10 protein-coding genes are annotated in these 14,748 nt (G+C 46.0%); all 10 read right to left on the bottom strand.

The window, feature by feature from the left end; translation table 11 throughout:
- Window positions 1-105: 105 nt before the first annotated feature.
- Window positions 106-3,255, bottom strand: a complete 3,150-nt coding sequence (locus IEX60_RS24385) for an efflux RND transporter permease subunit (protein ID WP_188754007.1) — start codon at window positions 3,253-3,255, stop codon at window positions 106-108.
- The gene (locus tag IEX60_RS24380; RefSeq protein ID WP_229717780.1) at window positions 3,255-4,742 is read right to left on the bottom strand and encodes a TolC family protein; all 1,488 of its coding nucleotides are present in this window, start codon (window positions 4,740-4,742) and stop codon (window positions 3,255-3,257) included. Before IEX60_RS24380 ends, IEX60_RS24385 begins: the two co-directional genes overlap by 1 nt.
- Before the next feature lies 1 nt (window position 4,743).
- Window positions 4,744-7,836, bottom strand: coding sequence for an efflux RND transporter permease subunit (locus tag IEX60_RS24375; RefSeq protein WP_188754006.1), 3,093 nt, complete (start codon window positions 7,834-7,836; stop codon window positions 4,744-4,746).
- A gap of 7 nt (window positions 7,837-7,843) precedes the next feature.
- A complete protein-coding gene (locus tag IEX60_RS24370; protein ID WP_229717779.1) occupies window positions 7,844-8,929 on the bottom strand; it encodes an efflux RND transporter periplasmic adaptor subunit in 1,086 nt (361 codons plus the stop codon).
- On the bottom strand, window positions 8,926-10,794 hold the full coding sequence (locus IEX60_RS24365) for an O-antigen ligase family protein (protein WP_188754005.1): 1,869 nt from the start codon (window positions 10,792-10,794) through the stop codon (window positions 8,926-8,928). The genes IEX60_RS24370 and IEX60_RS24365 overlap by 4 nt, the downstream gene beginning before the upstream one ends.
- Window positions 10,795-10,805: 11 nt before the next feature.
- Window positions 10,806-11,663, bottom strand: a complete 858-nt coding sequence (lepB, locus tag IEX60_RS24360; RefSeq protein WP_229717781.1) for a signal peptidase I — start codon at window positions 11,661-11,663, stop codon at window positions 10,806-10,808.
- A gap of 48 nt (window positions 11,664-11,711) precedes the next feature.
- Window positions 11,712-12,863, bottom strand: a complete 1,152-nt coding sequence (locus IEX60_RS24355; protein WP_188754003.1) for a 6-bladed beta-propeller — start codon at window positions 12,861-12,863, stop codon at window positions 11,712-11,714.
- Between the two features lie 61 nt (window positions 12,864-12,924).
- Window positions 12,925-13,149, bottom strand: a complete 225-nt coding sequence (locus tag IEX60_RS24350) for an NVEALA domain-containing protein (RefSeq protein ID WP_188754002.1) — start codon at window positions 13,147-13,149, stop codon at window positions 12,925-12,927.
- A gap of 192 nt (window positions 13,150-13,341) precedes the next feature.
- Window positions 13,342-13,899 (bottom strand): hypothetical protein, encoded by a 558-nt coding sequence (locus tag IEX60_RS24345; protein WP_188754001.1) that lies wholly within the window; start codon window positions 13,897-13,899, stop codon window positions 13,342-13,344.
- Between the two features lie 151 nt (window positions 13,900-14,050).
- The coding region (locus IEX60_RS24340) for a hypothetical protein (protein ID WP_188754000.1) at window positions 14,051-14,748 on the bottom strand (698 nt) is incomplete at its 5' end.

Below are 14,748 nucleotides of genomic sequence, written 5' to 3'. Positions count from 1 at the left end.
AGGGCATTTTTTTTCACCCTAACCATTTCCATAAATATACGGATACTATTCCTAATCCCAAAATCTTAAAAGCGATTTCCCTGGCAATACGGGGGGAAGTTGCCGTTATTTCTTTCCGATTCCCATAAATAAGGGTAAAAAAAGAAATGTGGCTAAAGTAGAAACGGTCAATCCACCAATTGTACCGACCGCCAACGGAAACCAAAAAGCTTCCTTTGAATCACCTATCAAGAACGGAATAAATCCCAGCATGGTAGACAACACGGTCAGAACGATAGGCCTGACTTTGGCATTCCACGACCGTATATAAACTTTCATTTTCGGCAACCGAGGCGATGCCTTTCTGATGTTGTTGTACTCATTGATAACATAAATATTCGCGTTGATTGTCAAACCCGACAATAAGATAAACGAAGCGAATCCCCCTTGGTCGAAATTGAGCTTGAACAAATAAAACGATAAAAAAATACCGATAAAAGAAACCGGTATAACGAAAATAATATATAAGGGCTGGACCAACGAATTGAATAGAATACTCGATGCAAAATAGATAATGACAAAAATAAGCAGTAACAGTCCGTATTGCTTTTGGCTTTCACCTCCCCACCAATTGTAGTAAGAATTGGCATTGTGTATCGTATAGCCTGTGGGCAATATTTCGCGAAATTCATCAATATACCTATCCAGCATTTTTTTCCCCTGCTCGTTTGCGCCGATGTACTCATACTGCAGACAAAGCCGGTATTGTTGATCTACCTTACCCACCTCCCGGGGTTGTTGCCCCTTGCTTATCTTAGCCAGTTCAGACACTTTGTAGCTTTTCCCGTTGCTTTTAACCGGCATATGGAGCAATCCCCATAAGTCATAACTACCCGCCTGGGCTGAACTCAGATAGAGCTGTTCCGGCCCCTTTTGCGCCATGAGTGTACCCACGGGAATATCCCGCGCGAATACATGATACAACTGGTCGTACAACTGATAAGGCTGTATGTTTTCTGCTTCGAGCCTTTCCTTGTCGAAGTCGAAACGGAATTCGTCGTATTCATCCTTATACCAGCTAAATTCAGATTCAATCAGCACGTCTTTAATGCGCCGGTGTTCCAACAGTTTTGCTTTAAACATTTCTGCCCAAACCATCAGGTCGTCGTAATTAAAACCGTACATTTCTACGCGGAATGAGCCCGCACTTTCCCTTACGTCATTGCTGAACCCATCTCCCAAGCCATATACTCCCCAGCTTCCGCCTCCCAATTCAAGCGATTTTGAAATCAGTTTGGCCTTTAACAAATGGGGGAAACCGGTACGGGTGTATTGTTTGGAAAATAGGATGTTAATATTGGCCTGCCGTGCATTGTGGATATGGGTTTGAAACTGCCTGATTTCTGGAAACTGGCTCAGATAGCTTTCCATCTGCTGTATCAGCCCATTCATCTCGCCGATAGTAGCATTGCTTGGCAGGGAAGCGCTGACAAACAAGCTGGTCTCCTCTTGCTGGGAAAAGTAAGCTCCATCGTAGACCTTCTGAACAAAAAGCCGCAAGGTACCGCCAAACGCAGTGTTTACATATTCCCTTATATGCTCATTGTAAAATGTACTCCCAACTGTTTTATTATAGAATTCTGCCCATTTCGAGTCTCCTTCCAACTGCTCCGGCATCAGAAAAACAGGCAAGCCAAACGCCAGAATAATCGCGATACCAACAACCACGCGTTGCCGTTGCAGGAAGCGGATAACCGCGCTATAGGGACGAACAAAATAGAGATAGGTGCTGCGACGGACGCGACGGGTGTGCCGGTATCGCCGCGACATGCGCAGCTTATCAATCAGTGCCGGAACCATGAATAACGCAATCAGTAGCGACACCACCAGGTTTACGATGATCACTGCGGCAAAATCCTGCAAGCTAAGCCGCAGCTTCTCGTCCAAAAAGAAGATGATAACGAGCGAGCCGATGGTCGTCACCGTAGCGGCCAGAATGGCCATGAATGACCGGCTGTTGTCCTTTCGGATCAGATGGTCGGCCATTACAATGGTATTGTCAATGATCAAGGTTAAGGAAATCGTAATACCCGCTAACGAATACAGCTGTATTTCCAATTTCAGGAAATAATAACATGCGGCCGCAATAGCCAGGTTACAGCATAACGTTACGCTGATCAGCACCATGTATTTCAGGTTGCGATAGCTGATGAAAACAAAGATCAGGAGTATAGCAAGTGTCAATCCGGTTCTGAAGTACACCTTATTTAACTCAGATTTGATATATTCGGTTGCATCGTAAGCGGTATGCACCTCGTAACCGGGTGGCAGTGTGTATTCCATATCGGAAAGCTGTCGTTTTATCTTCTTTCCGAGTTCCAGTTGGTTACTGCTTTCGTCTGCCGTGACCGCAAGGTAGATGGAGTTGAGGCCATTTATCCGGTAATATGACTGGGGTTGCAATTCCGTCTTGCTGATCTTCAGGATTTTCCCGAGTGGTACCATCGTACCATCGATGCGTTTGACATTGATATGTCTCAGCCTATCTTCCCCACCAATTTCAGAAGGATGTAACATCACACTGACCCATTCTTCACGTCCATCTCCTGATTGTACAAAGGCCTTATCCAAGAAATCCGTCCGCAGGGAATTCACAATGGCATTCCGGATATCCGCAACATGGATTCCATGGGTATTCAGTTGATCGGCATCGTAAGTCAATTGCCATACCATGGGCGTTGCCCCGCTAACCTCTACCCTATTTACCCCCGCTATCATGCCGAGCTGTGGTTTGAGGTTGTTTTCCACGAAACGCTGTATTTCCTGTGGCGGCAGGGGAGCATTTATGGTAAAGCTGAGGAATGCTTTATCCGCCTGCTGATCAGCTCGGCTTTGTGATATCCAGGGATACGAAACACGCTCCGGCAGGAGGGGCCAAAGTTGCCTCACCATGGTTGACACCTCGAACCGCGCAATATCCATGTCCGTATGTTTATCAAATTCAATGTTGACCCGCCCCCATCCGTTTCCAGATGTTGACGATATTTTACGGATGCCCTGCATCCGATTGAACATGGCTTCCAGCTTTGATGTGACTTCCAGTTCCACGGTGCGGGGAGCACCTCCATTCATTGAAAAACCGACAGTAAGTTGGGGCAATGCCTGAGATGGCGACAACTTGACCGTCAGCATGGGAAGCAGCACCAACCCAACCAGCGATAGGCAGGCAAAAACCAGTAGGATGGAGAACGACGATATCTGCTTTTTCCCGGTCATCAACGAACGTTGTTCATTTTATCGAAAAGAAACGAAAGCGGTGCCTGCCGCTCAAAGTCGTACAATGTCAACTTCCTGATCCGATAATAACTAAGCCAGTAGTTTTTCAATACCGATATATAATTCTTTTGTGCCTCTTTTTGCCGGTTCAGTGACAATGTCAGGCTATTGATATCGGACTTACCGATGATAAACCGTTGCCGGGTAGCGTTGTACGCAGCCACAGCCAAATCCAGTGCTTCCTCTGCGCTGTTTATCATATCCTGCTGTATGTTAAAGTCACTGACTGTAACCATGACATCCTGTTCTAAGCTCAGCTCTTTCTGCTGCACGGATATGCGTGCTACGTTCAGATTATTTTTTGCCATGTTCACCCGTCCTTTCCGTACCCCCCAATCCAGGATGGGTACACTGAGCCCGATGCGGACAATGTTTTGCTGCAACGGATCGCGGTAGGCTCCGCTTACGGTACCGGCCACCTGATTGAACCCCGTACTCAGCCACAGGTCGGCGTTGAATGCGGCTTCTTTGCTGGCCTTGTCTGCTTCCCGTTCTGCTTCCATGATTTCCTGCCGGTTGCCCAGGTAATCGGGGTTGTTTGCCTGCGCATAATCCAGCGCTCTGTCTATGGGTATGGACAGATCTTTGGGGCGCTGTGGCAGTACGATTTCGAATTGATTTCCCTCCTCCAGATTTAGGAACGACCGGAAATTAAACGTTGCTTTCTTCAGTTCAATTTCGATATTCTTCAGCGAATTATTGGCGTTGATGGCATCGAGCTTCAGGGTCAGCATATCGGCCTGGGATATAGCCGCTATTTTAAACCGCTCCTGGCCGATATGGAATAGGGTATCTGCGGATTTCACGTTGTCGATAGCCATTTCGTATTCTGCCTGGGCCAGCGCCAGCGTAAAAAAGTGTTCGATGACCGACTCAGACACTTCTTCCCGCGAATAGAGGTACTGCTTCTTAGCTTTTTCATATTTTAGCGGTTCTATTTTCTTCTCCCACCGAAATGGGTTAAACCCGGTCAGTGATTGTACGTAGCCTATGCGGATGGGTACGCTTGAATATTGTGTGAAGGCTGTCTGCCCCATATTCCGGAAAAAGCCAAATTCAGAATCGATGAAGAATGTCCCGCCCGTCATATCCAGATTCTGGTTAACAGCCACATTTGCCGAAGAATACAACGACTGCTGGATTCTGTAAACATCGATGTTGCTATCGGGCTCATAGCGGCGAATGAATTCCCGGTTGTACTCAACGGGGGTCATGTTCAGCGTAAGTGATGGTAACCGGGCAGCCCGGAATGCCCGGTACTCCCAAAAACTGGCCTGATAGAGGTTGTTCACCCTAAATGATTGCAATGAGCTATCGCTGGCTATCTGGATGCTTTCCTGCAGTGTCAGTTTTTGGATGACCTGTGCTTTTGCGACTATGGCCAAGCCCATTGTGGTCAAAACAATCAGTAGTTTATTCATCATCATCTTACACGTTGCGTTCATCCCTATATATAAACCAATACACCAACGGCACCACAAAAAGGCTGATAGGCGTGCCTACCAGCATTCCACCAATGGTTGCAATCGCCAGCGGCTTCTCCATTTCCGATCCCATATCATGGCTGAATAGCAGGGGCACCATGCATACAATCGCCGTGAGACTAGTCATAAGGATCGCATTCAGGCGCCTTCTTCCGGCCTCGTGTATTGCCTCAATCAACTCGACACCCTGACGGCGCAGCTGATTCACCATATCGAGTTTAAGGATGCTATCGTTGATGATGATGCCGCAGGTCACAATAATTCCGATGGCAGACATCAGGTTCAAGCTATATCCAAGCAACATCAATAAACCCAGTGCCGCGGTAATCGCTATCGGTATTTCCAGCAACACAACGAGCGGCTGCAGGAAGCTTTCAAATTGGGCGGCCAATATGAAGTACATCAACAAAATGGATACCGCCAGGATAATCACCAGTTCGTCCAGCATCTGCCGGTTTGAAAAGAAAGATCCCGACAAGCGGATGTCCCGTTCGTTATTGGATGTCACGTTGTTGTAAAGCACTGCCTGTGTATGCTCAGGATCCTGTACGTCGTAAAAATCGAACGGAATGTATTCGCCATTGCGCCCTCCCACGATGGTCTTCATCCCCTCAGCGGGATGAGCCGAGACAAACGTGCTTAGCGGCAACCTCCTGCTACGGCCATCGTCATTTGGTTCGCTCACGGAGATCATCGTATGGCCGATGACTTCACTGACCTCGTTGTTCCCCTGTCCGATCATAATGGGTAAGTATTGCTGGTATGACCGCAATGTGGTGACCTCCTCCTGTTTAAACCCTGCTCTCAGTGCCTGATAGATATGATCATACGACACATTGTACAGCAACATCTTTTCCTCATCAATCTGGAGGTCCACCCGCTTCCGGAACGATACACTTTTGGGATAATAACCGGTTAGGTCACGCAATTGCTCCTGAATGGCCCGTATAGAATCCATGGATAGTGCATCTTGCCCGGTTTGCGGATAATATTCCAGCCTCAGGTCAGCATCTGCCGTCGCAAAAATCCGTTCGAATAGGGTCCCTGCCGGTGCATAAGATACAACGGCCAATGGATGCCGCTGCTGCATATATGCATCGATTGCCTTTTTTAACCGGGGGATGTCATCCGGCTGGCCTGTCCTCAGGTAAAATTCCGATTCGGAAGATGTCTGCCCAGCTTTCGCGTTGAGCACAAATTGCTGTCGCCCGATGAGTGCAGAATTTTCTTCAACATACTCCTGAATATGGTGGAGAAACGAAAGCGACCGTTGCTTATTCTCCTTCAAATGGATATTTTCATTCCACTCTAGGCTGACCATCAACTCCCGTTGACTTATTTCTGGCATTTTTTCCTTCCGGATATAGAAAAAACACCACACACAAAGCGGAAAAATAAGGAGTACGCCAGTTATCGTAAGCGCTTTGTTTGCAAACGTCCAGTCCGCGACACGATGGTAAACCCTTTCAGGGATAGACTCCTTTCTGGTTCCTACGGTTTCTTGCGTACCCCGCAATGCCGAACGTCTGACGGGCACCCAAGGCAATTTTGCTGTATATACCAACTTATACAACACGGGCAGCAACATAATCCCTGTCAAATAAGATACCAGTAAACCTACTGTGACTGAAAATGCCTGATCAAAGAAAACCGCGCCTGCTATCCCACTCATGAAGACAAGCGGAATAAAAACAGAGATAGTCGTCAGCGCAGAACTCAGCATCGGCGCAATGACCTCGTTGGTACCCTTAATGCATGCCTCATCGATCCCCATTCCTTTTCTCCGGTGCTGGCCGATGTTATCCGTAACGATAATGGAATTATCGATCATCATCCCCAACGCCAGTATCAGCCCGGTCAGTGAGACCACGTTAAGCGAGATATGGAACGTATAAAAGAAAAGCAGACTCACAATCAGGGAAACAAACATGCTGATGCCAATGATCAAGGGCGATTTCACATCCCGCATAAAGAGAGCGGACACCAGGCAGACGAAAAGAAAAGCGAGGATTAAGTTCTGCTGCAGATTGGAAATCGTGTACTCCAGCAATTCCGTTTGATTCTGCGACCGGGAAAACTCAATTTCCGGATATTGCGCCTGCAGGTTGCGAATCGTATGGCTCATCGCATCTTCCAGACTAGCCATGGTCTCATCTGCCTGTTTAATAATACCCAGGGTAATCGCCCGCTTGCCGTTGTAGAAAGAAATTCCCTCTTCCTGCCTACTCACCAAGCTTATGTGGGCGATATCCCTGAGCCGGTAGATGCGGCCGTTCTTCTTGAAATAAATATCCTGCACATCTTCCAGTGTGCGTACCACTGCAGAAAAACTGATGTTGTATTCGTAATGGCCGTCGTTAACGATCATCGTGCCCGGCTCAATGTTGTTATTTTGAAGCACGCCGGTGATATCGGCCAGGGTAATTCCTGCGCTCTCCAATAGATTGTCGTCAGGCACGATCTGTATCTGTTTATCTACCAGGCCTGTCATATCCACCATCGCAACCTGCGGCAATTGTTCAATACGCCGTTTGATCATGGACCGGGATAGTTCGCTCAGGTTGAGAAATCCACTTTCATCGCCCGCATCGTAGGGCTGATCGTTCTTTACCGAAATGTGAAGGAAGAAAACAGGGATATCCGTTGCACTGGCTTTCACTGCACGTGGACGCGTTATTTCTCTTGGCAGGCTGTTCATCGCAGCATCTATCTTCTCATTAACCTCCACAAAGGCCAGGTCTGTATTCACACCATACTCAAAATTCAGGCGAACCGTCGCATTGCCATCCCGTGTTTCACTATGCATATCCCTCAGGTTGGCCACCTGCAATAATTGCTGTCGGATGGGGGCAACTACCGAATTTTCCAGCTCCCGGGCCGACAAGTTTCCTCCGGCCACCTGTACAGTAATCTCCGGTATGGGGATGTTGGGTAATAGGGATACGGGAATATTGAGGTACGTAATGATACCTAATATAAAAAGAGCCAAAAAGGCCATTGATACCGCTATTGGCTTATGGATAAGAAATCTGATCATGTATCCGTTATTTCCCTACCCGTATGGGTGTTTCATGTGCAAGATTCAAATTGCCCTCATAAATCACGCTGTCTCCTGCCTGCAGCCCGTCGGTTATGATGTAACCGGTCGAATTTTCCATACCTGTCTGTACATAATTCCATATCGCCTTCCCATTTTTAGCAGTAAAGACCACTTTTCTATTATTTCTCAGCACCAAAGCCGTTTTGGGCATTACCAATTGTTTTCCCTTAGCTTGCTGTATCCTGACTTTGACATTCATGCCATCGTACAGCTTATCGGCGGTACCTTGAATACGTGCCTTTATCCGGACCATCCCGTGCTCGTCCACCACCGGATTGATTTCATCGACCTTGCCCGACACCGTATAATCCGTTAAGGCAAACGGCGATAGTTGGATGGGATCTCCTATACGGATCAGCGCAAGCTCGCCCTCCAACACCTTAAAGTCGGCCTCCAATACCTGGCTTCCGATAATGGTGCAAAACGGATCCGAACTAGGGGGCAGATTATATTTTTTTGAAAAAAGATTGGCCACAATACCCTCAAAAGGCGCATAAAGAATCGCATTATTCAGGTTGTACTGAGCCAGTTCATACTGGATTATACTGTTTTCATAATTACTTTTTACTTTGGCTATTTTCATGATTTCCGGTGGTACAGTCAGCGAATCTTCCACGGCATACCCCTGGCTGATCAACACATCCTGCAACTCCAGTTTGGACTTTTCCAGGTCATCACGCGCCTGGTCTAGGGCATTTTGCAGTTTAAACCGGGCCAAAGCTGCAATTTTCTGTCCTTTCGTAACGTGTTGTCCGTTCCTGACATAAATCTCCTCCACAATTTCGGGGCTATCAAAACGCAGGTCTACCCTTTCAGCAGCAGCTATCGTCCCGTTCGAAATCAATTCGCGATTAAAGTCTGCATATTGCAACACCATAGTCTTCACATAGCCACTATCAGCGGGGAGCACCGTTTGCACATGCTCCTCCTTTTGCCGTTTATCGGTAGTGGAACAGGCGGTTAGCATCGCATGCAGTGCCATAGCCATCCACAAAATAGTCATCCCACTTCGTTTCAAATGCTTCGTCATTCTTCCTTCGTCCTTATTTTTGCATTTTCTTGTTCCAATTGATTAATCATCGCCTTCATCTCCGCTTTCATTTCCCGTGTAGCAGGAGAATCGACCTTGACCTGTTTGGCGACTACTTGTCTGGCGACCTCCTCAGCCTTGTCCAGATTACCCGCCTCGCGGTACGCCTTGGCCATCAGATAGTACGGGTAGAGTCGGTTTGGCACCCGCTGGGCCGCCCGTTCGAAATAGGTCTGGGCGTACTTATAGTCGCCCGCCCCCATTCGATTTTTTCCAAGGATGATCAGCAGCATGGGGTCTGCACTCACCCTGGTTGCCAAGCCGATCACCCGGTTGCTCTCCTCATACCGTTCTATTTTCGAAAGTGCCTGCCCGTACTCGAACAGGTAGTATACCTGATCTCCCAGGCACGGCAGCAAGTCTTGGTAAGACTCCACCACCTTCTCATACGCGTTGGCACGATAAAGCGGCCGTGCACGGCCCCATTTTTTATGGGCTTCGTAAACCGGATATCGGCTGTATAGGCAGCATGCTGTCATCACCCCACCCATCAGCAATAAGCTGATGATCCACACGTTATTCCAGCGACGGCGTATTTTGTAGTTGAACAGGTATTTATAGCCAAAATCATGGACATCGGTAAATCGGTACCGTACAGACACACAGGCAGCGATGAGCAGCACCATCACCACCAAAAAGGGCATCAGGCTAAACGGATAAGATAGGGAAGAAAAAACCAACAATGCGACGAGACTGCCTGCTTCTGCCAGTTTACCCCGTCGGATACCGGTTATACAGGCATAAATGACGATGACCAGGAGGATCGCAAGCGGAAGCAACCCCAGCTCTACCGCAACCTGGATAAGTTCGTTGAAGGCATATTGCGGCTCACCCGCAAGCCATGCTTCCCCCACCGTGCCACGGCCGGAAGCAAAATAATCTTGCTGCGCATCCCCGTAGCTACCCGAGAAATAGCCTAGCCCCGAGCCCAATGGCCACTGCTTTTCAATCAGATCCATTGACACTTTCCAAATCAGCGCCCTTCCATCGGCCGAATCTTTTTTCAGGTGATACAGCCCTGTCACGCTTATACCGGCCAACAGTGCCGCAGCTAACCACACCATAATCCCCTTCCGGTTGCGTAAAGACAGGTAATACCGGACGCTCAGGTTTCCGCATGTAAACAGATAACATATACCTACCACCAGCATACCTGTTCCTCCGGCAATCCACGCCGCCCGGCTCATCGTTGCGGGTAAAACCAGGGCAATACCGAACAGCGTAACCAACGCAATACCCTGCCGGCCATAAATCGTCTTTCCGCCCTGCAGGGAGTAAAACACCGCCATGGGCAACACCGCCGCCAAGTAACCGGCATACGGACCCGGGTTAAAAAAAGAGCCCGTTACCCGGAACAGTACGTGTTGTGAGGGGGTATATCCGTAGAGTTGCAATAGCCCCCATAGGGATTCTACAAATCCCGTAACCACCACGCATAGAAGCAGGATATGTCGATTCATTTCATGCTGCACCAGCACAATACGCAGTGAGAAATAGAGCACCACCAGCAGCAGCAGGGTGACCATCTTGGTATTCCACATCGGATGACTGAGGTAGGTTATAACTAGGCCCAAGGCGGCAAACAAAGGCACCAGCCAATCGGTCATACTGTATTTCAGGCTCCGGCGGTTCGCCCAATAGGAAAGCGAAGCGGCCAAGGGCACCAGTGCCATCATACCGTAAAAAAAGACTATTTTACCCACTCCGGTACCATCCGTGAAGTATTCATCCAAGACAAATACGCCTGTGAGCAACCCGATGAAAGGCGATAAACACAGCCAGTTGACAACGGTTTTTGAATTCATCTGCATAATCGTTACAACGGTTTTAGGAATCGGTCAAATCGGTATTTTTTCGTGTCAGGATCTATAGACCTCCAAACATACGTTGCCTTACCCACAATGTGGTCTTCGGGCAATAAACCCCAATAGCGGGAATCCTGGGAATCAATGGCGTAGTCCCCCGCCATAAAGTAGTAGTTCTGCGTGAATGTATGGTAAGGATATGGTTTCCCATCGAGGTAGCACCTACCCTCAGAAAACGAAACCTGACCACCGGTCTCGTATTCAATCAAGTTTCGATACACATGGATATTGATCGAATCCAGTCGGATCATCTCTTCTTTCCTGGGAATATAGACCGGGCCAAAGGAAGTCAATGTCCAATCCAACGCTTCGAACATACCGGGCTTCTCGTTGTCCATTGGGGTATCAATGAATTTATTTGCGGGCGTTGTGACTTCAAATGAGCCTTCGCTGTTTCTTATGCCGTATATACCTTTGACGATGGACAGGGTATCACCGGGAATGCCCATACAGCGTTTGATGTAATAGATCTCCCAATTTTTCGCTAGTTTGCCTGAACCGTGATAAGGGGCATTGAATACCAATACATCGGCATGTGTAATGGGTCGGTATCCGCTGATGCGATAACTGTTGTCCCTGTTTACGCTTGCAATTTCAGTGTTACATAACCAATCCATACGCGGACCCGGCACCAATTTATTAATCAGTATATGGTCGCCAGGTAAGATGGTTGGTTGCATAGAATTTGTTGGGATACTAAAGGAAGCAAATAGAAATATCCGTAGACATGCAACAATCAATATCGTTGCCACTACTAAAGAGACAATTCCTTTTGAAGTGTTCCATATTTTACCCGCCCCTACATTCATAGCGCAATTGCCTCCCATTACTATTATGACGCGCCCTGAATCAGCATTTTAGTCTTTGAATTTGTATAAAAATAATATCGGATTATCGTCGTCTTCGGAGTTCTGTATTAATGTTTTCAGTTTTGGGTCAAAATTATAACTATCTTCTAACCGCTCTTTCAAATCAAAGGGCTGTAATGCCGCCACGATAAAATCATTGATCGTACCCGCCGGCCTGTCCATATAACCGACCATCATTTGCTCTTCAAAATAGGTCTTCGGAAAACTATAAATCTGGTCATTATTCCGATTATATAGTCCGATATAGGCTTCCTGAGCGACAGAATAATAGACATTTAAAAGATTACTAGTCTGAAAAACACAGTAATAATATATATAATCAGAAACATCCAGTTCTGCTAAGAAATTCGCATTATTAGTTGATATTGCCTCTAGATATTCTTTCGGGGGAAGGTTGAACTTCCCAAATTGTATGTGGTATACAGGTTCTATTCTGTCGTTCTGAAAACGGTAGATAATTGGGTTATATTGTGCATAAGCATATACCTGCCCTTCGCTTTTATATATATTTTTTGTATGTCCTGTCGAATAACCTGTAACAAATTCCCTAGTTACATATTTGTCTTCCAATTCTAAATTGCCGCCGGTCAGAAGGAATTCCCAGTCCTTATATGCGGATTGCGAGTCGGAGTTTTTTAGTAACAATTGATTTGCGTTTATATACTCAAAGCAAGAAGAGTAATAACCGAGTTCCTTTTCAGAAATAAAATCAAATCCACCTAAGCCATATTCGATAATTTTCCGCTGCGCAATATCTACTACAGAAACAACATTTGATTCGGTATCAATACTAAATGAGACTGGCATAACATATTCACCGGGCCCATTACCCATATTCCCAATACTATTAATGAAATTACCTGAAATATCAAAAACAAGCAGATTTCTGTCTGCGCCTCCTGACAAAATAAAAATTTTATCAGATGCATACTCTACTTGAACGATAACTTTATCTATCAAACAAGCGTCGTTTGTCTCCAGTTTTATATAATCTGTTGTCAATATTTCATTTGGATCGATATTACCGTCATGTCTAAAGTCAAGCACTAAAACGTCATCCCCAATATTTTTTTCTTTTTCCCCACACGATTCCAGCATGAAAATAAGACCAATCAGTACAATTATGAATACCTCTTTCATTAGCTTATGTTTTAAAGCAATATACTCCATGAGGAGTATATTGCACATGAACCGCACAAGATTATTTGCAACATTTCAGATCTCCAAATCCTATACATTGAACATTATGCCCGTCACAGTGAACATAGCTATGCCCAGACCCGCTCTCATTCTGTGCCAACGCCTCTACATTCGAAAGATTTATAGCAGACAGTTCATCACCTTCATTCATACTAAAATTGACGTTAAGCGCGGCTACAGCAGCAATAACAGCTACTGCAAAGCCGACCAAAATTTTCTTTCTCATTTCGAATTGATTTTTATGTTTAAAAAAAATGCTCTTGCTGTATCTATCATTTCAACAGCCAATATCCTGCTAAGGATTTCATATCCTAATCGTTATCTTTGCCGCTGTACCTCCTTTCCTGTAAGGGTGGGATAACCGGCGGACAGGCTACGTTCGAGCATCGAAGCGTATAGCCTGCCGCGTTTTCTCCCGTCATGGTGTGTTTGAGCTTGTGATCACTTGTTTGTATATCTCCCACATCTTGGGGTTCAGAACCGGATTTCCGATGGATAACACCTTATTTTCCCGATCCAAAAGAAAACTTTGATACTCCATCCCTTTGGGAAAGTCGTTGATTCGGCTTATTTCGCCTTTTTCGTCAATAAATACCGTATGCTCCAATCCCTCCCGCTTCAAAAGATACTCCAGTTCTTTTCGGTTTTTAGGCTGGAAATAAAACAAAAAATCGACTTTTCCCGGTGCGAACGTATCTACTTCTTTCATATAAGCCTTCCAAACGGTCAGATTGAGTCTACAGCTCGTACAGCCGACCGAATCGGTGTACACGAGTATTTTATAAGGTACATTGCTCAGGCCGGTACATGGGGTATCCTCTCCCATATAAGTACAGTCTGGTCGGGGAGGAAAGATGATCTCCTTCCCCACCCACTCCATTATCAGTTTTTCTGCGGAGGTCCTTTTGTTGTCCTTGCATGCTACTGAACTTACTAGCAGTATGGCGACCACCCAGCATATATAAGCTGTCTTCATTTTTTTCGATTCTTAAGAGACAGACAAAATACAGGCATTGCGGCATACAAAACGAAAACAGGTAGCCATCAATTCTTACGCAATTCTTTCAGGGGATAAGCGTATTTATGATTAATTGGCAGTGTGAATGAGATGAAAGATAGCATTGGAATTACTGGATGCTCTTTTGTTTATAAAATATGAGGATAGGGTTATCATCCTCCCTAACGTTAAGCGCAGTAGAAATATGCTCATTATTCCGTTGCACAAGTTGCGTATATATATCAGCGGGGAGAATAAACATAACCATGTCATCGTCTCCGTCATGCGGGAAATAATAAGTCAGCTTCACGCCCAATGTATTTTCATCAACGTGGCTATCCCAATACACCTTATTGTCTTTTTTGTTTATTATGAAAACACCTTCCTGATTAGAACGGAATATCAAATAGTCAGTCGTTTCCCGAACGGAGTTTACGGAGTAGATGAGGTCATTGTTCACTACTTCGGTGAAAAATTTTTCAGGATTGACATTTGCATCCTTTGTTAGCTCTTTGCTTACGAGGGATTTAGGGAAGTGAATTTCGTATGGCGACCTGATTTGATGCTCATCGATATAGTGTAATCCGAAATCAAGTGGTGCGGTAAACCATAGCCTTTTGCTCACCGCTGCTTGCCTCCCTGGGCTTCTTATTGAAAAATCTACTTTTTCGTTATGCCCAACTTGTTGCCAGTTGCTATCGCCCGTTTCGGATACCTTAAAAAGGTAAGGGTAGCATGAGTATCCTATGATACTGCCCTTTTGTTGGACAACTAATTTCAAACCTAATATATTATTTTCATTTTTTCGGATTGCACTACCAGATATTT

It is taken from the genome of Parapedobacter defluvii (assembly GCF_014642075.1).
GTDB classification, from domain to species: domain Bacteria; phylum Bacteroidota; class Bacteroidia; order Sphingobacteriales; family Sphingobacteriaceae; genus Parapedobacter; species Parapedobacter defluvii.
Note: the sequence above shows the minus strand (reverse complement) of the source record. Positions and strands in the feature narration are given on the sequence as shown.